The organism is Streptococcus sp. 116-D4, assembly GCF_009731465.1.
Lineage (GTDB): Bacteria > Bacillota > Bacilli > Lactobacillales > Streptococcaceae > Streptococcus > Streptococcus pseudopneumoniae_E.
In genome coordinates this window covers 617,075-640,275 of record NZ_AP021887.1, presented here as the reverse complement: position 1 = coordinate 640,275, position 23,201 = coordinate 617,075, and the positions used below count along the sequence as shown (strand labels likewise).

Here is a 23,201-nt window from a genome sequence, read left to right as displayed (position 1 = left end):
CCCTAATCCTTTTTTATTTCTTGCCAAGTGATGATAGCTTGGGCATTGGTCGCCCCGTCGCTTGTAATCTCATGCTTGCTTTCCAGTCCAGTCCGTTCAACAGACGATGTGATCACCCCACCTGGTCGAACTTCCTTGACATACTTGAGGTTGATTTTCTTGGGAATATAGTGGGTCAAAAAGTCCGCTCCCATGACCTCAAAAATCCAGTCAAGATACTTACTGTTATTAACATGGCCATTCATATCCAAGTCGTAAAAACGGACATGGTAATCCTTGCTGACTGGCTCTTCTAGATTTGCATACTTTGGTCCTCGCATCAATTTTTTGGAAAACTCAGACTGGAAAGGAGCCACAATCTCAGGTTCGACAGCATGGACTTTTCGACTGTCTCGGTCCATGAGAACAAAGGTCGCCATCATATGGATAAGGTCCTGACCCGCTTCATCATAAATGGTAAAGCGACGGTAGCAAAAAAGTCGATTGTAGCTCAAAGCTTCCGTTTCAATAGTAATTTCTTCCGCAAAACGAGGCAAACGAATCACCTCAATATCATAGTCTGTGATAATCCAGACCAGATTATAGTTTTCCAAAATGGCCTTATCACTAACTCCCAGTTCAATCGACTGCATCCCTGAAACTTGCAGGGATAGCAAAATCACATCTGGAAGCTTGATATGACCGTTCATATCAGCCATATCAAAAGGAATTTTCATGTTCATTTGATAAGTTAAGCCCATCATCCTACTCCAAAATAAATCGTTCTGCTACGGTGTCTCCCAAAAAGAGACCTCTTTTTGTCATACGCACGCGATCACCCTCTATTTGCATGAGACCTTGTTGAACCAAATCTCTGACGATTTCTCCATAAAGTCCATCAAAAGACCGTCCAAATTTTTCCTCAAATCGCGCCATGGAAACCCCAGATTTCTTGCGGAATCCCAAGAACATTTCTTCTTCCATTTGCTCCTTTTGACTCAGGTGTTCTTCTGTGATCCGAGCATTGCCTTCCTCAACTGCATTGAGATAATGACGAATGGGACCATGGTTTTTATAGCGCACTCCATCTACATAACCAGATGCCCCAGCACCGATGCCATAGTATTCAGCATTGTCCCAATACATGAGATTGTGGCGACTTTCAAAACCAGGCTTGGAGAAATTGGAAATCTCATAATGCTCAAAACCTGCTCGCTCCAGCTCTGCGATGATGTACTCAAACATCTCCGCTTCCAGTTCCTCCTTAGGCAGAGGTAATTTTCCTCGCCGCATGCGGTTCATAAAGACCGTATGGTTTTCTAAAATCAAGCTATACAGACTCATATGGGGAATGTCTAGTCCAATGGCCTTAGCCACATTTTCCTTAATCTGCTCCATGGTCTGACCTGGCAGTGCATAAATCAAATCAATAGAGATATTGTCAAAACCAGCCAGTTTTAGGCGGTCGATATTTTCATAAATGTCCTGCTCCAAATGACTGCGCCCAATCTTTTTCAGCATCTTGTCATCAAAGGTCTGCACACCTAGCGAAACACGATTGACAGCCGAGTTTTTCAAAACAGCTATCTTGTCCGCATCCAAGTCGCCTGGATTGGCTTCAATGGTCAACTCTTCTAAGACAGACAAGTCCAAGTTTTTAGTCAAGCCCTTCAATAACACCTCCAATTGCGAAGCTGACAAAGCTGTCGGTGTGCCACCACCGATATAGAGGGTTCTCAACTTTTGAATATCATAAGATTGAAACTCTTCTAACAGATGTTCCAAATAACTATCTACCGGCTGATTCTTGATAAAAACTTTTGAAAAGTCACAATAATAACAAATCTGGGTACAAAATGGGATGTGCACATAGGCTGACGTTGGTTTTTTCTGCATAGTAATTATTATACCACAAAGACAGGCTAGGAGAAAAAAATCACCATCCCCAGATACATAGTCCGTCCAGAGATGGTGATAGTTTATTCTTCTGTTATGTTAATAACAATCTCTTCTGGTTCATCAAGAGTTTTGGCTTTTTCTTGCCATTGCTCCTTGAGATTATTAAATCGATCTTTTGATGCTTCTTTCGCATGACGAGTACATGATTTGGCTTGAGCAAGTACACTGTCTACAGTGATTTCACCTGACTCAACCTGTTCTTTAGTTTTAAGAACAAAATCTGTAGCCTGCTCCTTGACTTCTGTCAGTTTTTCACAGACCTGCTCCTTGGCATACTCCGGATCTTCTCTCAAATCAGCTAGAAAATCTTGAGCTTGACTGCAAACTTGTTTGCCCTTGTCACTTGTTAAAAACAAGGCAAGAGCTGTACCTGAAACGGTTCCTAAAAGGATTGAGGATAGTTTAGCCATAAGAATTCTCCTTTTTTATTTTTTGAAAAATTTACTTGCAAGACGAAGAGCTGACAAACTTGCACCAGTCTTCAGTGTTTTTGAACCAGCTGATGAAGCTTTCTTGCTCAAGACACGCGCTTGGTCATTGAGGTCGGAAACAGATAGAGATAAATCTGCAACAGCACTAAAGAGTGGATCAATTGTTGCCACCTTGACATTGATATCATCTGCCAAGACATTGACCTTAGCCAGCAATTCATTGGTATGATGCAAGGTCACATCCACATCTGAAGTCAAGGTTTTAATCGTCTTCTCTGTTTCATCGATAACACGTCCAAGCTTTTGTACAGTAATGATTAGATACACTAAAAATACAATCAAAGCAAGGGCAACAAGAATATATGCAACTTCTAACATTTAATTTTCCTCCTCTGTAATATAGTAAGGGGCCTTCTTTCGATTTTGATATAGAATGATAAAAATCCCCAGTCCAATAAGAACAACTGAAAGCCATTGAGACACTCGAAGACCAAAGAACATGAGACTATCTGTCCGCATACCTTCGATGACCATACGACCGAAACCATACCAAATCAAATAGAAAGCAGTGATATGACCTCGTCTGAGGCTCTTCCATTTTCGTCTAAAAATCAGAATCAAGGCAAATCCAAGTAGATTCCATAGGGACTCATAAAGGAAGGTCGGTTGACGGTAGCTCCCCTCAATATACATCTGGTCACGGATAAAGCCAGGTAGATAATCCAGATTATCCACTGCCGCACCATAAGCTTCTTGGTTAAAGAAATTGCCCCAGCGCCCCAGACTTTGGGCAATCATGACGCTCGGCGCCGCAATGTCTAAAAAATCCCAAGTATTGATGAGTTTACGATCAGCAAAGATATAGAGCACAAGGGCACCAGTTATCAAACCACCGTAAATGGCCAAACCACCATTCCAAATGGCAAAAATCTCTCCCAAATTCTGACTATAGTAATCAAAACGGAAAATAACATAGTAGAGACGAGCTCCTAAAATAGCCAAGGGAAAGGCTATCAAGATAAAATCTAAAATATCATCTGGGATGATCTTCTTTCTAGGTGCTTCTTTCATGGTCAAATAAACCGCAAGAATCAAGCCTGTCACAATACACAGGGCATACCAACGAATGGCTAGAGGGCCTAGATGAATAGCAATTGGATCAAGCATTAGGCACCTCGTTTTGAGCAATAAGATTGGTCAAACGTTCTTCAAACAAACGTGTCGCATCAAAGCCCATTTCCTTGGCACGATAGTTCATGGCAGCTGCCTCAATCACAACAGAGATATTACGACCTGTTTTCACCGGGATACGGATACGAGGGATAGATACGCCAGAAATTTCTATTTCCTCTGCATTGTTTCCAAGACGATCAAAAGTCTTATGCGTATCGTAATTTTCCAAGTAAACAGCCAGCTGGACTTGTGAAGAATCCTTGACCGCACTCGCACCGTAGAGGCTCATAACATCGATAATTCCAACCCCACGAATTTCAATCAAGTGCTTTAAGATTTCAGCTGGTTCACCCCAAAGAGTAATCTCATCCTTGGCAAAGATATCGACACGGTCATCAGCTACCAAGCGGTGACCACGTTTGACAAGCTCTAGCCCTGTCTCACTCTTACCGATGCCACTATCCCCCTGAATCAAGACACCCATCCCATAGATATCCATCAGAACACCGTGCACACTAGTCCGTTCTGCCAAACGAGAATCCAGATAACTAGATAACTCTCCAGATAAACGACTGGTCGCCGTACGGCTGGTTAAAATGGCAATCTTACATTCTCTGGCTGCCTTTAGCATCTCCTCTGGAACTACCAAACCGCGAGCAACAATGACCGCAGGTGTCTCAGGTAAAAACATTTTTTTCAAGACTTGGTAACGGTTGTGAGAGGACATCGAAACAAGATAAGACCACTCCTTCATCCCCAAGAGTTGAATCCGCTCTGGCGTATAGTAGTCAAAGTAGCCTGTCATTTCAAGACCAGGTCGCGTAATGTCCGCTGTATTAATTTCCTTTTCAAGTAATTCTGGTTCGCCATAGACAATGTCTAGTCTAAGCTTTTCAATCACTTCTTTTACTAAAACCGACATCATTTCCTCCTTCAATCTAGTTCTTTTTACTATTATATCAAATTGTAGGAGGATATTTGAGATTTTTGCAGGCTTTATAGTATTTATTTAAAAGAAAAGGACTAGATTTCTCTAGCCTCTCATTTCTAATTAGAATTTTTTACGTTTACGAGCTGCTTCTGATTTACGTTTACGTTTTACAGAAGGTTTTTCATAGAATTCACGTTTGCGTGTTTCTTGAAGAGTACCAGCTTTAGTAACCGCACGTTTGAAACGACGAAGTGCATCGTCAAGAGATTCATTCTTACGTACTACTGTTTTAGACATTTTTTTCACTCCCTTCAAGTTCAAGATTTATTCTATTTTACACGTAAAAGGAATAATTGTCAAGAAAAAATGCAAGTAAATTTTGATTATCTTCAATTTTAATCTTATTGTTAATCTTGTTAAAATTGATTAACATTTATAGATGAAAATGATATAATAGTGACACATATTGATTAGCAAAAATTAGTATTATTTAGAAGTGAATCTATAACATGAAAAGAATCATAAAAATTTGCCCTGTGGTCAGTATTTTAGTTGTAATTTGTTTATTGCTAGGAATTCTTACTACCTTTTTGGGAAGTGTAATGTATGACTTATTTGCATTTCATTCAAAGCCAATTTATTGTTGGCAATACTTTAGTGGTACATTTATGCATGGAAGTAAAGAAGCACCAGTATGGTTTATATGGTTTCATCTAGTTTTAAATACTTTAATGTTACTTCCTTTTGGTGGGCTATTGGAGTATAAAAGGGGATCAAAATATGTATTTTTAGTTTTTATTACTTCTATGGTAATATCTTCAATTGCATTCCATATATTAACACAGAATCAAGAAATTCAGGCATCGGGTATCTCTGCGATTGGCTATGCTTTTGTAACGGGCGGGATGATGAGTATGTTTAGTATATGGAAAAATTTCAATTTAGGATTAAAACTATTTTATATCCTTTTAATCGTTCTATCTCTAACCATGCTTCTACCAAATATAACAGGCTGGATTTCAACCTTTCTTCACATGTCAGGAATTGCCAGTTATATCATGATTTCCAGCATCAACAACTCTTGCGTTTGTGGTGAATAACAAGTATAACACAGAGGTGTTTTCTTATGCCTATAACTAGATTTCATTTGACAACAGTTTCCCTTGAAGATGTTCGGTCAGCTAAACCAAGCCTAGACTTAGCCTTGGCTAGCGAGCCTAATATCTTCAAGCCTATTATCAAATGAAATCAAGAGCTAACTATAAACTAGTTAAACCATTATATTTTTAGGAAGACTGGATGGCTAACTTCATTATAGAACTTTCATTTTTATATGAAATATCGACAACTGTTACGGTGATTTACAGAAAAATTTCTTTTAGCAGAATAGTGAACATTTGAAGTAAAAAGCCACTCACTCCAAAGAGCAAGTGGTTCTTATACTTTTTATTTTTCTAACAAACTGAGCGCTTCAGCATCTGCAATAATCGTCACATCAGGGTGATTTTGGAGGCTACTTGCTGGTAAGTTCTCAGTCACTGGGCCAGACACGGTTCCAGCAATAGCTTCTGCTTTTGATGCACCGTAAGCAAAAAGAAGGATTGACTTGGCATCCAAGATATTTTTAATTCCCATTGAAATAGCTTGGGTTGGGACGTCTTCAATCTTGTCAAAGAAGCGTGCATTGGCTTCGATTGTAGACTGGTCTAGGTCTACAAGGTGTGTCTGGCTATCAAAGGCAGTTCCTGGCTCATTAAATCCGATATGTCCATTGCGACCGATTCCCAAGATTTGCAGATCAACTGGATGGTCAGCCAAAATTTGATTGTAGCGTTCAACTTCAGCCTCAGCATTGTCCTTAACCCCACGAGGCAAGAAACTTTCTTTAAATGGTTTTTGGTTAAACAAGTTTTCTTGCATGAAGTAACGATAAGACTGTGGGTTGTCCCCATCAAGCCCTACATACTCATCAAGGTTGACACTAGTTAGATTTGAAAAATCAAGATCACTCTCAACAATTTCCTTGTAAAATTCAAGTGGGCTACTTCCTGTCGCAAGTCCCAATGTTTGAGCACCATTATCCAATTTTTCCTTCAAAATCTCAAAAGCAACTTTTCCACCTTCGACTTGGTTTTCAACTTTAATAACTTTCATTCTTTTATCCTCCGTTTTAATCTATATTTATTATATGGTATAGACCAATTTTTGTCAAGTGAAAACGGTTTAATTTCTAAAAAAAGAGCGTCCAAACTTGAAACATGTTATAATGTATAGGATTAGAACTTAGAAAGAATGAACAGATATATGAATACAGCTGATTTTGATTTCCACTTGCCTGAGGAATTGATTGCCCAAACCCCTCTTGAAAAACGGGATGCCTCTAAACTCCTCATCGTCAACCGTGAGACAGGAGAAATGCAGGATAAACACTTCCACTCTATTATTGATATGCTGGAACCTGGTGATGCCCTTGTCATGAACGATACCCGCGTCCTACCTGCCCGCCTCTATGGACAAAAGGAAGAAACTGGAGGTCATGTGGAACTTCTCCTGCTCAAAAATACTGCAGGTGATGAGTGGGAAGTTCTGGCAAAACCTGCCAAACGCCTCAAGGTCGGTACTCGCGTCAGCTTTGGAGATGGCCGTCTCAGCGCTGTCGTTACGGAAGAATTGACTCACGGGGGCCGCATTGTCCGCTTTGAATACCAAGGAATTTTCCTAGAAGTTTTAGAAAGTCTGGGTGAAATGCCATTACCGCCTTATATCCATGAAAAATTGGATGATCGTGAACGGTATCAAACCGTTTACGCCAAAGAAAGTGGCTCTGCTGCTGCACCGACTGCTGGCCTACACTTCACGAAAGAACTGCTAGCAGAAATCCAAGCTAAGGGTGTTCATCTAGTCTATCTGACTCTTCATGTCGGGCTTGGAACCTTTAGACCCGTTTCAGTTGACAATTTGGACGAACATGAAATGCACTCAGAATTCTACCAACTTTCTGAGGAAGCTGCTGCCACCCTTCGCTCTGTTAAAGAAAACGGTGGTCGAGTCATTGCTGTCGGAACCACTTCTATCCGCACTTTGGAGACTATTGGTTCCAAGTTTGATGGGCAAATCCAAGCAGATTCTGGCTGGACCAATATCTTTATCAAACCTGGGTATGAGTGGAAGGTGGTGGATGCCTTCTCAACCAACTTCCACCTACCAAAATCAACTCTGGTCATGTTGGTTTCTGCCTTTGCCGGCCGTGAATTGGTCTTAGATGCCTACCACCATGCTATTCAAGAACGATACCGCTTCTTTAGTTTTGGCGATGCCATGTTTATCTATTAATTTTCATAATCAAAAAAAGCGCATATTATCAAGGTTTTATAAAGCCTGATAGTATGCGTTTTGTAATGGATAAAAATTGAGTTAATCTATTCTAAAGCTCGGATCTTTCCAACTCTGGACACTGGCATTGATAACTGCGCCGACAATCAAAATCTTCGCGATGAGTATAAACCAGAACATCATGACTACCACGACGACGGAACTGAAAAAACGCACGTCCACTAGGTGATTGACATAATTGTTGACATAGACGGAAAAGATATTGAGCAGTAAGAGCAGGGTCAACAAGACAAAGACACTACCTGGTAATACAAAGCGAATTCGTCGAACCTTAACGTTTGGCAGGAAATAATAAAGCATGACCAAGACAGCAAAAATCAAGGAATAAACCAAGGGACCTGTTAGGTCTTGCAGATAATCAAAGAGAGGACTATCCGATTTCCAGTAACTTTTGATAAGGTTGAGGAGCATGCGGCCAAAAACGCTTAGAAAGAGAGCCAAAGCAAAGAGAATCTGCAAGCCAAAACTGACAAACAAACTCATGAGCTGGTGGGAAATCATTCCACGATTTTTAGCTACTCCATATGCTTTATTAAAGGCTTTCTGTAGGAAATTCATGGATTTTGAAAAGGTCCAGATGGCTGACAAAACAGCAAAACTCAATAAGCCCGTTGACGGTTGAGTCAGCACTTCTGTAATAATCTTTGCGACCACATCATACATGGTATCGGGCAAGAATTCATCGACAACCTTTAAAAAATTAGAAACTGGAATTTGAAAATAGGGCAGGATATTGACCACCACTAAAAGCAAGGGGAAAATCGAAATCAACCAATAGTAGGCTACTGCGACACTGGTCAACTCACTCTCTGATGCTTGATAATAATGCAAAAAGGCTTTTAATAAAGGCTTGTCTATCAGCTCTTTCCACAACTTCTTCATGTCACACTCCTTCATTTACAATCTTATACTCAATGAAAATCAAAGAGCAAACTAGGAAGCTAGCCGCAAGTTGCTCAAAGCACAGCTTTGAGGTTGCAGATAAAGCTGAAGTGGTTTGAATTTGATTTTCGAAGAGTATTAACTAATTTCTTCTTACCAATTCCATCATATCATAAGGCAGGGTATTGGCAGCTTCCTTCAAGGAATAGTTCTCTAGGTTATTTACATTTTGTCGTAACTTCTTGGCATACTTGGTCGTAATCAATCGTTTTTCTTCATATTCGAAAATCAACTTGCGCTCCAGATAATATCCTCTCAGCATCTCATCGATATTGTTGGGCTTGACACGATTGATAACCCGTTCGACAAAGGCACCACTGGTAATAATAGCTGTTTCTCGGAGACGAGAATCCTGCACGAAGCTGATCAAAGAACTCTTATAAACCCCTTTAAGGTCCTCCAGACTTTCGATAATCATCTCGGTATTTTCTAAATAGAGCTCTGCAATTTGGTCATAGTCAATGTCTCTAAGTTTCTGTGATTCTTCATTTTTCCAACTGCGAAAGGTCTTACCAAAGGTAAAGACTTCGTGAAGGATAAAACGTAAAGTTCGTAAGGAAACGAGGAAATAATAGGTCAATCGTGAAACAAACTTGCGATTGATGTTTTGTTCCATGTTTTTCAGATAACGTTGGTAAACTCGATAGGCACGGTCACTCATCTTGTCCTCTTCGTAAGCCTGTTCTAAACCATCACTTTCAATACTGAGGATGAGAAGTTTCAAGGCTTCCCAGTCTGCTTGAGCCACCTTATTTTCTTGACTCAAGATGAGATTTTCAATACGTCCATGATAATTGTCAATAGCCGCATAGAGGGGAAGTTTATTTCTGGTGCCTTCCAACTCTTTTTCCAACTCTAGCGTTACTTCATTCAAAATGCTGATATGCATGAGATAGTCCTTGCTTTCTTCCTGTTCATCAGAAAGATGAGGAAGAACCAAAAGACCCGTTAAAAAGCTTACAAGTGTCACACCTGCGACAAAGAATAGTAAAAGAGGATACTCCTGCTCTAGATTACTTGGTATCAGAAGGATTGTAGCAATCGACACGGTTCCCTTAACACCTGAGAAGGTCAAGAGAAGCATGTCCTTCATATACTTATTTAGCTTTTTCTTAAGACGTCTGGTTCTATAGGCATAATAGCCATAAATCATGACAAAACGAATGGCAAAGAGGACAAAGGTAAGGGCGAAAAGAGATAGCAATAAGAGTAAGGGATTATAGATTGGATTGGTCAAGATAGGTTCTGCTATTATTTCCAACTCCATCCCTAAAATCACAAAGACAGAACCGTTGAGCATAAAGTTCACTGTATGCCAGACCGTCTCGGTCACCGTATCCACTTGGGCTTCGAGAAGCGTAATTTTCTTAAACCGGCTTGCCTTTAAAATCCCCGCAACTACAACGGCAATAATCCCTGAAACATGGACTTCTTCTGCCAGAAAGAAAGTCACCAGAGGCAAACTCAATTCTAATAAAAGTTCGCTAGCAATATCCGTTGCTCGCACACTCAGCAAGAAGGTATGGAGGAAACGGTTGGTCATGGCTGTTAAAAAGCCAATCAAAAAACCTCCTAAAATTGAAAAGAAGAGCGAACTACTAGCTTGCCCAAGGGAAAAAGCTCCTGTTGTCCAAGCTGTCAAAGCTACCTGAAAGGCAACCAAGCCAGAAGCATCATTCAAGAGTCCTTCACCCTTAAGAATATTGGACACGCGCTTAGGAAAGCTAAACCGCTCCGAAAGAGAAGCAAAAGCTACCAAGTCCGTAGGTCCAAGGGCCGCCCCAACAGCCAAGCAAGCTGATAAGGGAAGGCTGAGCCAAAGAAGATGGGCCAAGCCACCCAAACTCAGGGTCGAGATGAAAATCACTGGAAATATGAGATAGACAATGATTCGCCAGTGTTTTAAAATAGCTGTAATATCAGCTTCTTCCGACTCTCGGAAAAGCAAGGGACCGATAACCAGGGCCAAAAACAACTCTGTATTGAGGTGAAAGTCGGTATTGGGTAAAAAGAGACCAATCACAATTCCTAAAAGAATTTGCACCAAAGGAAGAGGCAAAAAGGGTAAGAGCTTATTGGTTGTACTTGAGACAATCAAAACCAGTAAAAATAGGATGAGGTAAATCAGTAATTCCACACATGTCCTCCTTAATCTTTTTTACAGCAGGATTCAAATATCTCCTTCTGCTCTTTGATTTTTTGGTCAATCTTGGAACAGTCTTTGTGCTCAATTTTTTTCTGACACCGTTCCATTTCAAGAGCAACTAATTTTTTCTTGATTTTAAGCATTTTTTTACTCATATGAGCCTGATCTAGCGCATCCACTGCTCGTTCGTGGTGGGGTGATTCAACGAAATTCTGGCGCATAGCATCCAGCTTTTCACGTAAGTATTGTTTATCCATGTCTATATCTCTCTAATTTTTCAATCATCACTAAAAATGGTGGGTTGTTAACTTGGTTTACAGTTCGGTAAATGGCAGCTGTGTACTCTTGTTGGTTCAACTGGCTAACAAACTCCAAGACAGCATCTTTCTCGAGGTCGCCTCCATCATGACCATAGTAGATCATGATGGCAATCCGTCCTCCTTTGACAAGCAAATGACACAGCTTTTCTAAGGCTTCGATAGTAGTCTGAGGTTGGGTAATGACAGACTTATCAGCAGAAGGCAGATAACCCAGATTAAAAATCCCTGCCTTGGCTTCAGTCACAAACTGGTCCAGTGTCTCATGGCCTTGCAAGAGTAACTGGGCATTTGTCAGGCCAGCCTGTTGCAAACGCTCTTGGGTCTTTTCCAAGGCTTGCTCCTGAATATCAAAAGCATAGACTTGCTTGGCTAGCTTGGCTAGAAAAAGCGTGTCATGACCATTTCCCATAGTCGCATCTACTACGATATCGTCCTGAGTTACTACCTCAGCCAAAAAATCATGTGCCATCTCAAGTGGTCTTTTCATTTTCAAACTCCTGTTTTACAGCCTTGCATCCTTGAACACTTCCACGACGTCGCATCTCCATCTCAATGCTGTTGAGAACTTCCCATTTATTGAGGCTCCACATAGGACCAATCAGCATATCTCTAGGTGCATCTCCTGTGATTCGATGGATGACGATATGTTTGGGAATGATTTCCAATTGGTCGCAGATGACCTTGACATATTCGTCCTGACTCATCAATTGCAAGCGTCCTTCGTGGTAATCTCGCTGCATCCGTGTATTGGTCATAAGGTGAAGCAAGTGCAGTTTAATCCCTTGAATATCATTATCCGTAACACAGCGACGGACATTTTCAATCATCATCTCATGAGTCTCACCAGGCAAACCATTGATCAAATGGGAAACAATCTCAATCTTGGGATACTTTCTCAAACGCTTGACCGTTTCTACATACAATTCATAGGAGTGGGCACGATTAATCAGGTCAGAGGTTGTTTCATAAGTAGTCTGCAAGCCCAATTCAACCGTCACATGCATGCGCTCCGACAACTCAGCCAAATATTCAATGGTTTCGTCTGGCAGACAGTCTGGCCGTGTTCCGATATTGATGCCTACTACACCTGGCTCATTGATAGCCTGCTCATAGCGCTCTTGGATGACTTCCACCTTTTCATGGGTGTTGGTAAAATTTTGAAAATACACCAGATACTTCTGCACATCTGGCCACTTGCGGTGCATGAAGTCAATTTCCTTATAAAATTGCTCACGGATAGGCGCATCCGGTGCTACGATAGCATCTCCAGAACCTGAAACCGTGCAAAAAGTACAACCTCCATGAGCCACAGTCCCATCACGATTTGGACAGTCAAACCCCGCATCAATAGGGACTTTAAAGGTCTTTTCTCCAAAGAGTTTTCGATAATAGTCATTCAAGGTATTATAAGATTTCATAACTTTCATTATAACAAAAAACATCCACAATCTCAAAAGCCTGACTTTCCTATAAATTCCTCTATTTCTCGTTTCCATTAGCCATTTTTTATGATACAATATGGATATGATTTTAATGAAATTAGCATCTATTTTATTATTGATACTGACCTTAGTCGTCTGCATTATCATAACCAAACTTTTTAGATTAAAAAAACTAGGACGAAACTTCGCGGATTTGGCTTTTCCAATTTTGGTATTTGAGTATTACCTTATTACAGCTAAAACCTTTACCCATAATTTTCTCCCTAGACTGGGACTAGCCCTCTCACTCCTAGCCATAGTTCTCGTTTTTTTCTTCCTTTTGAAAAAACGCAGCTTTTACTATCCTAAATTCATCAAATTCTTCTGGCGTGCAGGATTCTTATTAACCCTTGTCATGTATATCGAGATGATTGTTGAATTGTTCTTAATGAAATAGTCGAATCCCTAGAAAGTTAAGGCCTAGGGATTTTTATACTCAACGAAAAGGAAGTAACTATTTCCACAATAAAACGCATAATATCAAAGTTTTTCAACACCTGATATTATGCGTTTTGTAATTTTAAAGACTTTTTTTCAGCCTCAATACATTGTTTTAACTTTCATCAAAACAAATCAGTTTTTAAAGATCTCTAATCTTCTTTTTTTCCTTTAGTGGCTACTAAGCCTGCACTCAAACCTAGAAGAGCTAAACCTGCTGCTACTGCTGCCTGTTCTGCCTCTGTTCCAGTGTTTGGCAAGTGATTCTTTTCATCTTGCTGGGCTTCAACTGAACGTGAGCTCACTTGTTTTTCATCCATTTTCTCAGTTTCTACTTGTTGTTTTGTAGATTCTTGAGATTCTGGTTTTTGAACTTCTTGATCTTGTAGCACAGACTTACTAGTTTCTTTAGAAGTTGCTTTAAGCTGTTCTTGAGGAGCTGATTTTGTATCTTTTATAGCTGTACCAACCTCTACGATACGGTCTTCAGCCATCACTTTATCATAGCTTTCTTTCTCAGTTCGCTTGCCATTTTCTACTTCAATCAAGTGAACACGAATACCTTGTCTTCCTTCTTGGAGGATACGAGTTTCACCTAGATATAACTTGTCAGACTTACGTTCTTCAACCTTGAAGTCAATTGCTTCTTCTTCGATTACAAGTTCTGGTCTGTTAAGGACTAAGTTCTTCACTCCATCTTCTGGAAGGGAGGTTCCTGGTTTGGTTCCAACCAAGACGATGCGGTCTGTTGGAGTCTGTATTACTTCACGGAATTTTTCTTCCTTACTTCCACTAGGATTAACCGCTGTGAAGATACGTTCCTTACCAACTTTTCCTTCTTGTTCTACACGAGTTTCACCTAGATACAGCGTTGAATCCTTTTTCTCAACTGTCTTGTAGGCCAAATCTTTTTCAACAAATTCGAGTTTTGGAAGATCTTCTTGTACAGCAGCAACTGTCTTCTCAGAAATCGGTTTTTCCTTAGTCAATTTAATCCGGAATTCTTTGACATTCTTACCACTCTCTGATACCAGACGGACTAATACAGGAAGATTTTCATTTCCACTATCCACAATTGTAGATGTGACTTGATCTTTCCCTTCCACAGTGATTTTTGGACGTTCCCCTTTATAAATCAATTCATAGTCCAAACGATTTTCAGAGAAGTCAGGGAGCTCTTTACCATCTACTAAAATTCTTCCCTCTGTGCTCTCTTTTGCAAGTTCACTTGGTGCTCGGAAACTTAATTCAGTTAAAGCAACCCCATTTTTATCTGCTTTTCGATCCATGCGCCATCTCATAGCTTTGGTAGTCACAGGTTTAAATGTCACATTGATCTCGTCTCCAGCTTGAATTTCTTTGTCTGCGTAATAAGGAACAAGTTCCCAATTATCAGGGTTATTAAATGGATGATTTGTTTCGTAGCTGTAGTTTGAATAGTAAACCGGAACATCAAAGTCAGGACCGATGTATCGTTCCAATACAAGTTTAGCTGGGGCATCTGTTCCACTATCTGCAAAGAAGTTTAGTTTAGCTTGTGAAATCTTTCTATCCACAATTTTACCATTCTTTTTAAAGATAACACCAACTGATACTTCTGGATTAGCGGATGGATTAGCGGACCAGTTTGTCCAACGGTTGTCTTGATTTCGGTCATTATCATTTAAATAGTCTACACGGTCGTTCGAATTATCATCCAAATCATTAGTAGCTGAAGCAAAAGCCTGACTATGAGTAGCAAGATAATCTGGATTATCAGAAAGAGATCTACCGACCTTGTCCGTTACTCGAACAGATAATTCTACTGGGACTTCACTACCAACTACATGGCCTTTAATTGTATATTCCCCAGCTTTGTTTAAGGTAGAAGCAGGGACTTTTTCCCATTCAACTGCCAAATCTTTTACGTCATAACCGCTCTTACCTGCGAAATAAACTGGAACCTTATTTGGCAATTCCAAAGGTTGACCTAATTGCAACAATTGAGACTGTTTGGCAGCAGCAATTGGTTTACGAGCCAACAAATCTTTATCTTTTGTAAAGTGAAGGTTGTATTCTCCAAGAATATCGCCATTTTCTGCTTTCACAATAACACGGACAGGATCGCCCTCTTTCACACTAGGAACCACTGTAGCAAGTCCATTATTTGTGATACTAGCTGTTACTTCTGGAATTTTTCCATCACTATAGTCTAAATAGTAATCTGTTAAGTCTGGATTAAAGTGAGGAAGATCTTTTCCAGCCACCTTAATGTTAGTAGTTGCCTCTTTAGCTGATGCTACCTTTTTAGAGAAAACTTGTAATTCTGTAATTGATGTTCCAAGTTTATCATCAGCTCTTGTCATGCGAATACGTACCGCGTAGGTATCCACCTTGTCAAAACTGAAATGATTCATTCCTCCAGCTTTTAACTGATCTGGAGCCTTAAGATTTGTAACTGGTTTCCAATTTTTACTGTCATTAAATACGTGGTTTTCACCCTCTACATAACCAGGATTCTTCGGTGTAGTTGGAGCTTTTTCACCAACATAATACTCAATGACGTAAGATTTTGGAGCACCTACACCACTATCTTCATAAAAGGCTACATTCAAATTATCAACCGAACGTTTTGTCAAAATACCTGAATCTCCAAATAGCACTCCTACTGAGGCTTCTTCAGAACGTTTCCAGTTTGACCAACGATTTGCAGGCTGGTTACCATAAGAAATCACTTTATCATTTACATTAGATACTGGGTCATAAGAATGAGAATCTGATGCAAAGGCAAGTGGTAATTCTGAACCTGTCCATTGATCTGAAATATTCTTCCCAATTTCTGTCTGACTCGATACACGAACATGTAATTTCGTTGTCAGTTGTGTTCCTTCTACATGACCTGTTACAGTAAAGATTCCTTCTTTTGCATACTGGCTTGCATCAATAGTATCCCAAGCTACCTTAGCTGAAGATACTTGGCCATTTGAATAATAAGTTCGGACACTTTCTGGCAAGGTTGGTGCCTCAGAAATTGGTGTTGTGATGCTCACATCTTCAACTTTTACAATTCCTTCTACTGACACTGTCGCACGCGCTTCTTGATTCAATCCTTCAACCTTACCAAGAACTTCAAAAGTATGATATTGATTTAACTTTTCAGATGGAATCGAATCCCAAACTACCTTATGAACTTTTGGAAATCCTTTATCGTACTCAACTGTTACTGTAGATGGAAGATTTGGTGTTTGGTGCAAATCTGTCACAAGGCTAACCGGGCGAATGGTCTGAACAACTTTATCTTCAGTATTTGCTGCGATCGTTAGAGGAAGTTCTCCTTTTGCACCTTCATATTGAGCTTGTAAAGTGAGACTGCCTGGTTTATGCAACTCTAGCATTCCCTTATTAACAGAGACTCCTCCCTCACCTTGACTTGAGAAAGTCACCTTATCAGTTGGTAAAACAGCTTCAGTTCCATCCTGATAACGGGCTAAAACTGTCACTTTAACAGTTTGATCTTCTTTGAGGCTAGCAGCTTGATCCACTCTGAGACTCAAACTTTCAATTTGTGGAGAATCAACAAGGAACTGAACAGCATAGGTTTGTAACTGTCCCCCATCTTTAGGCTGAATGTAGATACTAGCACGCATTCCATTGGATTCATTTGCCTGAATCACGTTCACATCGGCATTTTCAGCACTAGCACTGACTTCTGGAATTTTTGCACCATAAGAAAGTTTGTGATAATGTACAGGATGCTCTTTTGAAAGTTCCGTAACACTTTCACCAGCTACTGCTATAGTTGGTGTAACTTGAGACAATTCCTTACCATCATCAACTATCAAAGTAGCGTGGATGGTTCTATCTCCTAATTGGCTAGTCATCTGAATATGTGCCCCCGGAGTAGATAACTTCTCTTTATCTTCTGGTGAAATTTCCCAATTTTCAACTTCATAATTGTGAATACGACCATCTGTTGAAACAAGTGAAACAAGTTTATCCACAGAACTCAAGTCTGTTCCAGGTGTGATGCGTTTAACAGCTGGAAGTTCATTTGCAATTGTAAGTACTTCAACACGAGCCTCAACTTCACGCCCATCAGACATACCTTTTACAGTTACAATTCCAGCTTGACTAACATCTGCTTGAGACCAGGTTACAGGACGTTTTTCACGACTACCATCACTATATACAAATGGCACTGTCTGAGGCATTTTAAGTTTTTGTCCTAAAACTGTACGTACTTTTGGTATTTCTGTGCTTAAAACAGTTTTTTCTGACTGGTCTGACTTACCTGTAAAAATCGTAACTTGATCTGATTTCAACAATCCTGAATAAGCTGTAAGGGTAAATTTACCTGCTTGATCAGTCGATTTAACAATCGCTACCCCTTTACCATTAAAGGCTCTACGAATCCAAGAACCATCTGCTTGTTCTTTATAACGTTCACGACTAGCTTGCTCACCATTATCCACACCAACCAATTGACCTTGTCCATGAAGTTGGAAGTGAACTTGATTGTTGGCAGTTGGCACAACATTGCCCTTACTATCTACAATTTCATAATAGATATAAGTCAAATCTTTTCCATCTGCAGCGATAGCGTTCTCTTCCTTAACCAGACGAACACCAGCAGGCTCACCAGCAGTCACTATCTTATCTCGAGCAATTTCCTTACCAGACTCATCTCGAGCAACTGCTTCTAAAGTTCCTGGTTTATAAGCAACTTTCCACTCCAAATATAGTTCGTGAGGATTTTCACCTTCTTGGTATGTACGACCATCACTAGTTTGTTTTTTGTTGAATTTTTTAAGACCTAGTGACTCATTATTTAAAAACAACTCAACACTAGCAGCATTGGAATAGGCTCTAACCGGGATTCGATTTTCAGCATCTGCAACATTGTCTGCCAATTCAGTCTTTTCCCAGTTCCAGTGAGGAAGTAAATGAACCATTGGTTTTTTCTTAGCAGAAACCCACTGACTTTGGTAGAGATAATAGTCATTTTTTGGCATCCCTGCGGTATCAACAATACCAAAGTAGGAACTTTTTACCGGCGTACTATTTTGATTGTGCCATGGAGTTGGTTCTCCAATATAATCCGTACCTGTCCAAATGAATTGTCCAGCATATCCTGGATGATCTCTATCGAAAGTCCATGATGCTGTAGCAGTTTTACCCCAACCAACACGATCATTACCATAATCGGATTGTTCGTAATTACGCCAGTATTGATTACTTCCTACCCACTCACTCTCTGGATGGAAATAACTTCCCCTTGTACGAGTTGCTGAAGACGTTTCTGACCCATAAATGAGCCATTTAGGATGTTTCGCATGAAGAGTTTGATAATTTTCTTCCGAGTAATTCAATCCAACTGCATCCAGTTCATCTGCGATCTTTTCATGATCTCCAGTTCCATCTCCGAAACGGAATTTATCAGCTCCCATGGTTACATAACGTGTATTATCAACAGATTTAATCACTTTTACCAAGCGTTTGACAGTTGCAAGAGAATGGGCTTTCCCATCTGCTTCACCGATTTCATTACCAATAGACCACATGACAACAGCAGGATTATTTTTATCTCTTTCTACCATTGTTCGAAGATCGTAGTCGGACCATTTTTCACCCTTTCTTGCTTCAGGGTGGGTAGCATCTTTTTCAAAGAAACGACCATAGTCGTATGGTTTCTTACCTCCATACCAAGTATCAAATGCTTCTTCTTGAACAAGCAAACCGAGCTCAGCTGCAATCTGTAAGGTCTGAGGACTTGCTGGGTTGTGAGTCGTACGAATCGAATTCACTCCCATTTCCTTCATTTGTTTCAGACGACGATATTCTGCCTTATAGTTTTCTTCTGCTCCTAGCGCTCCATGATCATGGTGCAATGAAACACCGTGGAACTTGATATGTTCACCATTTAAAGAGAACCCTTGGTCGGGAGTCCAGTTATAGTAGCGATAACCAAATAAATCTTTCTTTGCATCTACGAGCTGACCATCTTTGTAAACACGAGTTACCATCTCATATAAAGCAGGTTTGTCAGATGACACTGTCCACAATTTTGGTTTTTCAACCTCTAATGCTAAATCCAAATGAATGGTTTCCTTAGCTTTTAGAGTTTTACTCTCAGTTCGAACAAGTTTTGTAACCGCTTTACCACCTCGTTCAAAAATTTGATACTCTGCTACAATTTCATGGTCTTTATTATCTGTATTAACAATTCTACTGCTTACTTGGGTTTCAACTTTTCCTCCTTGTTGACTCTCTAGTTTTGGAGTTAAAATAGTTGTTCCATTTTTTTCAACATGAATCTTATCTGTTACCTGCAATGATACGTCTCGATAGATACCACTTCCTGAATACCATCTACTACTCGGTTGCTTATTAACTGCATGAACAGAAATGACATTTTCTCGCCCATCTTTATGGAGATAGTTACTAATATCATATGAAAATTGATTGTAACCATTTGGATAGTGACCAACTAGTTGGCCATTGACAAACACTTGTGAATCCATGTAAACACCATCAAAGGTTACACGAACATCTTTATTCAAGTCCTTTTCGTCTAATTTAAAGGTTTTCCGATACCAACCATCTCCACCGTTCAATTGACCGCCTTCGTTTTGAGCTGGAGAGTCATGGTCAAAATCAAAATGAATACTCCAGTCATGAGGAAGATCCATTTTTTTCCATGAAGAAATATCTGCGTCTGGTTTTACAGCTTCCTTTGCATTGGCATTTAGTTTAAAATGCCAATTCTGGTTGAAGGAAATATTTCTATCTTCAATTAACTTATCAACTACTTCATTCGTAGCAGATTTGAATTCTTGCTTATCTTTTGAAACAGAACGATCTTGTGATTCTGCTTTATTTGTTTCTTCAGATTCCTTCTTATCCTCAGGTTTATTTTTATCTTCAGATTTATCCGTTACCTCAGTCTTATTTGTTTCTTCAAGCTTATTGCTATCCTCAGGCTTGTTCGTTTCTTCTGTTTTGTTTTCAACTTCAGCATTACCTTCTACTAAAGGAACTGATTGAGTATTAGCAACTGAAACCAAAGGTTGATCTGCATGAGGTTTTACTACAGCATCACTACCATCCGCATTTTCCTTTAGAGATACATTTTCAGATGTAACAGGTTGCTCACTGGATTTTTCAGATATAACTCCTTCAACTTTATGTTCATTTGAAAAATCAGTAGTTTCCTTATTTTCAGGCTGGTGCTCAGTCCTATTTGTTGACACAATCTCTTCAGCATTTTCGTTGGCATATACCGAAGAAGATAGACTAACGCTCGCCCCTAATAATAGAGCACATGTCCCTATAAGCACCGAGCAAGCACCGACTGAAAATTTTCGAATACTATACACTCTTTTTTTGTTCCAATTACCTTTTTGCATGTAATCCTCCTTTTAGTAATCGCTTTCATTTTATCTGAGAGCAACCTACTTATTATCATTATCTTATAATACGATTTTATAATCAATAAAAAATTTGTCAATCGAATACCGATAAAAACAATAGTTTTGATTGTTTTTTATAAAAATTGGAGAGTTTTTTAAAAGTATTGAAGTAGAATTTATTATAATAAAAATGATATCCGACTTTCTTTAAAATTTTAAGACGGAATAGTTTTTTATTATCCCAAATAGAAAAAATCTTTCTTAAAGATTTAAACATACAAAAAGAGCAAACGAATAGTTCAATTTTTTCCTGATTTCGTTAACTCTTAATTTTTATTTTATCTTATAAGTTTTGGTTAAATTCACCGTATTACTAAACCTTAATATCCAGCTATATCATGTCACATCGCTATTTGAAAAATCTTATTTTCCTTCTTTATCAGGAAAGATAAATCCAATACCAATGCAAGCTAGCACACCCGCTCCAATTACCAAGCCACTTGAAATTGGTAAAAGATCCAAAATTGCATTCGCAATAATAAAGGCAATAATCAAACACATCAGACTAGCCTTGTAGTCTTTTTTCAAAAGATTCTCTAGAGTGAAAAATAGGAACAGCCCTACCGGAATCAATGACCAGAGGTTGACATTTAAACTTGGCTATCCAACAGAACCAAAATACACTACTGTCGCTGCTGCTACTAAAAATACAATCCCCAATAATTTTTTCATTTCTTTATCTCCGATTTCTTTTTTATGAACTTGAGTTATCTGATAGTGACATCTCACGTCCCTTACAAAAATCATTATAGCAGAGGTCAGTTTCAAGAACAAGTGCTTTTGCCTATCTGGTCTCTATCTCGGTCTAAATGGTTCAATAATTAAAAAAAAAGAAACCCAGTAGAATGAGTTTCTTCACTTTGCCGATTGCAGGGTTTGAACCTGTGACCTAGGCTTTACGAGTGTCTTGCTCTAGCAACTAATACTCAATGAAAATCAAAGAACAAACTAGGAAACTAGACGCAGGCTGCTCAAAACACTGTTTTGAGGTTGCAGATAAGACTGACGAAGTCAGTCACATATATACGGCAAGGCGAAGCTGACGTTGTTTGAAGAGATTTTCGAAGAGTATAAGCTAAATCGGCGATTCCACTTACAATATAGCACTCTGAGAATAGATGTCAAGAAATTTTGGCTCTATAATATTTGTAGTGGGTAAATCCCCTATAGATATTATGGAGCCTATTTTGTTGTAGAAAAAAAGTTCCATATCATCTATAATGAAAAGCGATCAAACCATCATTAGAAAGAATCATATGGAACAATTACATTTTATCACAAAACTTCTCGATATTAAAGACCCAAACATCAAGATTCTAGATATCATCAATAGAGATAGTCACAAGGAAATCATCGCTAAATTGGATTATGAGAACCCACCTTGCCCTAATTGCGGAAGTCAAATGAAGAAATATGACTTCCAAAAACCTTCGAAAATTCCTTACCTTGAAACAACTGGTATGCCTACTAGAATTCTCCTTAGAAAGCGTCGATTCAAGTGCTATCATTGTTCAAAAATGATGGTTGCTGAGACTTCTCTAGTAAAGAAGAATCATCAAATCCCTCGTATCATCAACCAAAAAATTGCTCAGAAGCTGATTGAAAAAACTTCTATGACCGATATTGCTCATCAACTGTCCATTTCAACTTCAACTGTCATTCGCAAGCTCAATGACTTCCGTTTTAAGCATGATTTTTCTCGTCTTCCTGAAATTATGTCATGGGACGAGTACTCCTTTACAAAGGGAAAGATGAGTTTCATTGCTCAAGATTTTGATAATCTCAATATCATCACTATTCTTGAAGGCAGAACACAAGCTATCATTCGAAATCACTTTCTTAAATATGATAGAGTCGTTCGATGTCGAGTGAAAATCATTACGATGGATATGTTTAGTCCTTACTATGACTTGGCTAAACAGCTTTTTCCAAACGCTAAAATCGTGTTGGATCGTTTCCATATTATCCAACATCTCAGCCGTGCTATGAGTCGTGTGCGTGTTCAAATCATGAATCAGTTTGAACGAAAATCTCATGAATACAAGACTATCAAGCGCTACTGGAAACTCATCCAACAGGATAGTCGTAAATTGAGCGATAAACGTTTTTATCGCCCTACTTTTCGTATGCACTTGACCAATAAAGAGATTCTAGACAAGCTTTTGAGCTATTCAGAAGACTTGAAACACCACTATCAGCTCTATCAGCTCTTGCTTTTTCACTTTCAGAATAAGGAGTCTGAGAAATTCTTTGGACTCATTGAGGACAATCAAAAGCAGGTTCATCCTCTTTTTCAGACTGTCTTTAAAAGCTTCCTCAAGGATAAAGAAAAGATTGTCAACGCCCTTCAATTACCTTATTCCAACGCAAAATTGGAAGCGACCAATAATCTCATCAAACTTATCAAACGTAACGCCTTTGGATTTCGGAACTTTGAAAACTTCAAAAAAAGAATTTTTATCGCTCTGAACATCAAAAAAGAAAGGACGAATTTTGTCCTTTCTCGATCTTAGCTGACTTCAACCCACTACAGTTGACAAAGAGCCGAAATTTTCATCTC

Annotated in this window: 18 protein-coding genes and 1 pseudogene; 4 read left to right on the top strand and 15 right to left on the bottom strand. The window is 39.2% G+C overall.

Annotation, left to right across the window (positions count from 1 at the left end):
* Positions 1-2: 2 nt before the first annotated feature.
* The 7 genes from UKS_RS03260 to rpsU all read right to left on the bottom strand — a co-directional run bounded on the left by UKS_RS03260 (position 3) and on the right by rpsU (position 4,770).
* Positions 3-740: an acyl-[acyl-carrier-protein] thioesterase gene (locus tag UKS_RS03260; protein ID WP_156011797.1), complete on the bottom strand. Its 738-nt coding sequence runs from the start codon at positions 738-740 to the stop codon at positions 3-5.
* A gap of 4 nt (positions 741-744) precedes the next feature.
* The gene (gene hemW / locus UKS_RS03255) at positions 745-1,875 is read right to left on the bottom strand and encodes a radical SAM family heme chaperone HemW (RefSeq protein ID WP_156011796.1); all 1,131 of its coding nucleotides are present in this window, start codon (positions 1,873-1,875) and stop codon (positions 745-747) included.
* A gap of 83 nt (positions 1,876-1,958) precedes the next feature.
* Complete coding sequence (locus tag UKS_RS03250) at positions 1,959-2,348, bottom strand: YtxH domain-containing protein (RefSeq protein ID WP_156011795.1); 390 nt, start codon at positions 2,346-2,348, stop codon at positions 1,959-1,961.
* A gap of 15 nt (positions 2,349-2,363) precedes the next feature.
* Positions 2,364-2,747 carry a DUF948 domain-containing protein gene (locus tag UKS_RS03245; protein WP_117305006.1) on the bottom strand — a complete coding sequence of 128 codons (384 nt, stop codon included), beginning with the start codon at positions 2,745-2,747 and terminating at the stop codon, positions 2,364-2,366.
* Entirely contained in the window at positions 2,748-3,536 is a 789-nt protein-coding gene (lgt, locus tag UKS_RS03240) for a prolipoprotein diacylglyceryl transferase (protein ID WP_156011794.1), read from the bottom strand.
* Positions 3,529-4,464, bottom strand: coding sequence for an HPr(Ser) kinase/phosphatase (hprK, locus tag UKS_RS03235; protein ID WP_173020453.1), 936 nt, complete (start codon positions 4,462-4,464; stop codon positions 3,529-3,531). Before hprK ends, lgt begins: the two co-directional genes overlap by 8 nt.
* A gap of 129 nt (positions 4,465-4,593) precedes the next feature.
* Complete coding sequence (gene rpsU, locus UKS_RS03230) at positions 4,594-4,770, bottom strand: 30S ribosomal protein S21 (RefSeq protein WP_000048054.1); 177 nt, start codon at positions 4,768-4,770, stop codon at positions 4,594-4,596.
* 212 nt (positions 4,771-4,982) lie between these two features.
* Between rpsU and UKS_RS03225 the strand changes: the two genes are divergently transcribed.
* Positions 4,983-5,573, top strand: coding sequence for a rhomboid family intramembrane serine protease (locus tag UKS_RS03225; protein ID WP_156011792.1), 591 nt, complete (start codon positions 4,983-4,985; stop codon positions 5,571-5,573).
* 346 nt (positions 5,574-5,919) lie between these two features.
* Here UKS_RS03225 and UKS_RS03220 read toward each other — a convergent pair whose 3' ends face one another.
* Positions 5,920-6,627, bottom strand: coding sequence for a glucosamine-6-phosphate deaminase (locus UKS_RS03220; protein ID WP_156011791.1), 708 nt, complete (start codon positions 6,625-6,627; stop codon positions 5,920-5,922).
* Between the two features lie 150 nt (positions 6,628-6,777).
* On the opposite strand from UKS_RS03220, the gene queA reads away from it, so the two are divergent.
* Positions 6,778-7,806 carry a tRNA preQ1(34) S-adenosylmethionine ribosyltransferase-isomerase QueA gene (queA, locus tag UKS_RS03215; RefSeq protein WP_156011790.1) on the top strand — a complete coding sequence of 343 codons (1,029 nt, stop codon included), beginning with the start codon at positions 6,778-6,780 and terminating at the stop codon, positions 7,804-7,806.
* An 81-nt stretch (positions 7,807-7,887) separates the two neighbouring features.
* Here queA and UKS_RS03210 read toward each other — a convergent pair whose 3' ends face one another.
* The 5 genes from UKS_RS03210 to UKS_RS03190 all read right to left on the bottom strand — a co-directional run bounded on the left by UKS_RS03210 (position 7,888) and on the right by UKS_RS03190 (position 12,701).
* Entirely contained in the window at positions 7,888-8,748 is an 861-nt protein-coding gene (locus tag UKS_RS03210; protein ID WP_156011789.1) for a YihY/virulence factor BrkB family protein, read from the bottom strand.
* 142 nt (positions 8,749-8,890) lie between these two features.
* Positions 8,891-10,945 carry a cation:proton antiporter gene (locus UKS_RS03205; protein WP_156011788.1) on the bottom strand — a complete coding sequence of 685 codons (2,055 nt, stop codon included), beginning with the start codon at positions 10,943-10,945 and terminating at the stop codon, positions 8,891-8,893.
* 11 nt (positions 10,946-10,956) lie between these two features.
* Positions 10,957-11,211: a hypothetical protein gene (locus UKS_RS03200; protein ID WP_117305018.1), complete on the bottom strand. Its 255-nt coding sequence runs from the start codon at positions 11,209-11,211 to the stop codon at positions 10,957-10,959.
* Complete coding sequence (locus tag UKS_RS03195; RefSeq protein ID WP_173020452.1) at positions 11,204-11,761, bottom strand: tRNA (mnm(5)s(2)U34)-methyltransferase; 558 nt, start codon at positions 11,759-11,761, stop codon at positions 11,204-11,206. The genes UKS_RS03200 and UKS_RS03195 overlap by 8 nt, the downstream gene beginning before the upstream one ends.
* The gene (locus tag UKS_RS03190) at positions 11,745-12,701 is read right to left on the bottom strand and encodes a TIGR01212 family radical SAM protein (RefSeq protein ID WP_049495249.1); all 957 of its coding nucleotides are present in this window, start codon (positions 12,699-12,701) and stop codon (positions 11,745-11,747) included. The genes UKS_RS03195 and UKS_RS03190 overlap by 17 nt, the downstream gene beginning before the upstream one ends.
* 91 nt (positions 12,702-12,792) lie before the next feature.
* On the opposite strand from UKS_RS03190, the gene UKS_RS03185 reads away from it, so the two are divergent.
* Positions 12,793-13,152, top strand: coding sequence for a DUF3397 domain-containing protein (locus UKS_RS03185; RefSeq protein WP_049495090.1), 360 nt, complete (start codon positions 12,793-12,795; stop codon positions 13,150-13,152).
* Between the two features lie 193 nt (positions 13,153-13,345).
* Here UKS_RS03185 and UKS_RS03180 read toward each other — a convergent pair whose 3' ends face one another.
* Complete coding sequence (locus tag UKS_RS03180) at positions 13,346-20,578, bottom strand: Ig-like domain-containing protein (protein WP_156011786.1); 7,233 nt, start codon at positions 20,576-20,578, stop codon at positions 13,346-13,348.
* A gap of 426 nt (positions 20,579-21,004) precedes the next feature.
* A pseudogene (locus UKS_RS03175) lies at positions 21,005-21,313 on the bottom strand (hypothetical protein).
* A 584-nt stretch (positions 21,314-21,897) separates the two neighbouring features.
* Between UKS_RS03175 and UKS_RS03170 the strand changes: the two are divergent.
* The gene (locus UKS_RS03170) at positions 21,898-23,154 is read left to right on the top strand and encodes an ISL3 family transposase (RefSeq protein WP_173020492.1); all 1,257 of its coding nucleotides are present in this window, start codon (positions 21,898-21,900) and stop codon (positions 23,152-23,154) included.
* Positions 23,155-23,201 lie beyond the last annotated feature (47 nt).

Bases quoted from the DNA above. Each gene is read 5' to 3' on its own strand.
- UKS_RS03260 (WP_156011797.1), bottom strand. From the start codon at position 740: ATGGGCTTAACTTATCAAATGAACATGAAAATTCCTTTTGATATGGCT.
- hemW (WP_156011796.1), bottom strand. From the start codon at position 1,875: ATGCAGAAAAAACCAACGTCAGCCTATGTGCACATCCCATTTTGTACC.
- UKS_RS03250 (WP_156011795.1), bottom strand. From the start codon at position 2,348: ATGGCTAAACTATCCTCAATCCTTTTAGGAACCGTTTCAGGTACAGCT.
- UKS_RS03245 (WP_117305006.1), bottom strand. From the start codon at position 2,747: ATGTTAGAAGTTGCATATATTCTTGTTGCCCTTGCTTTGATTGTATTT.
- lgt (WP_156011794.1), bottom strand. From the start codon at position 3,536: ATGCTTGATCCAATTGCTATTCATCTAGGCCCTCTAGCCATTCGTTGG.
- hprK (WP_173020453.1), bottom strand. From the start codon at position 4,464: ATGTCGGTTTTAGTAAAAGAAGTGATTGAAAAGCTTAGACTAGACATT.
- rpsU (WP_000048054.1), bottom strand. From the start codon at position 4,770: ATGTCTAAAACAGTAGTACGTAAGAATGAATCTCTTGACGATGCACTT.
- UKS_RS03225 (WP_156011792.1), top strand. From the start codon at position 4,983: ATGAAAAGAATCATAAAAATTTGCCCTGTGGTCAGTATTTTAGTTGTA.
- UKS_RS03220 (WP_156011791.1), bottom strand. From the start codon at position 6,627: ATGAAAGTTATTAAAGTTGAAAACCAAGTCGAAGGTGGAAAAGTTGCT.
- queA (WP_156011790.1), top strand. From the start codon at position 6,778: ATGAATACAGCTGATTTTGATTTCCACTTGCCTGAGGAATTGATTGCC.
- UKS_RS03210 (WP_156011789.1), bottom strand. From the start codon at position 8,748: ATGAAGAAGTTGTGGAAAGAGCTGATAGACAAGCCTTTATTAAAAGCC.
- UKS_RS03200 (WP_117305018.1), bottom strand. From the start codon at position 11,211: ATGGATAAACAATACTTACGTGAAAAGCTGGATGCTATGCGCCAGAAT.
- UKS_RS03195 (WP_173020452.1), bottom strand. From the start codon at position 11,761: ATGAAAAGACCACTTGAGATGGCACATGATTTTTTGGCTGAGGTAGTA.
- UKS_RS03190 (WP_049495249.1), bottom strand. From the start codon at position 12,701: ATGAAAGTTATGAAATCTTATAATACCTTGAATGACTATTATCGAAAA.
- UKS_RS03185 (WP_049495090.1), top strand. From the start codon at position 12,793: ATGGATATGATTTTAATGAAATTAGCATCTATTTTATTATTGATACTG.
- UKS_RS03180 (WP_156011786.1), bottom strand. From the start codon at position 20,578: ATGCAAAAAGGTAATTGGAACAAAAAAAGAGTGTATAGTATTCGAAAA.
- UKS_RS03170 (WP_173020492.1), top strand. From the start codon at position 21,898: ATGGAACAATTACATTTTATCACAAAACTTCTCGATATTAAAGACCCA.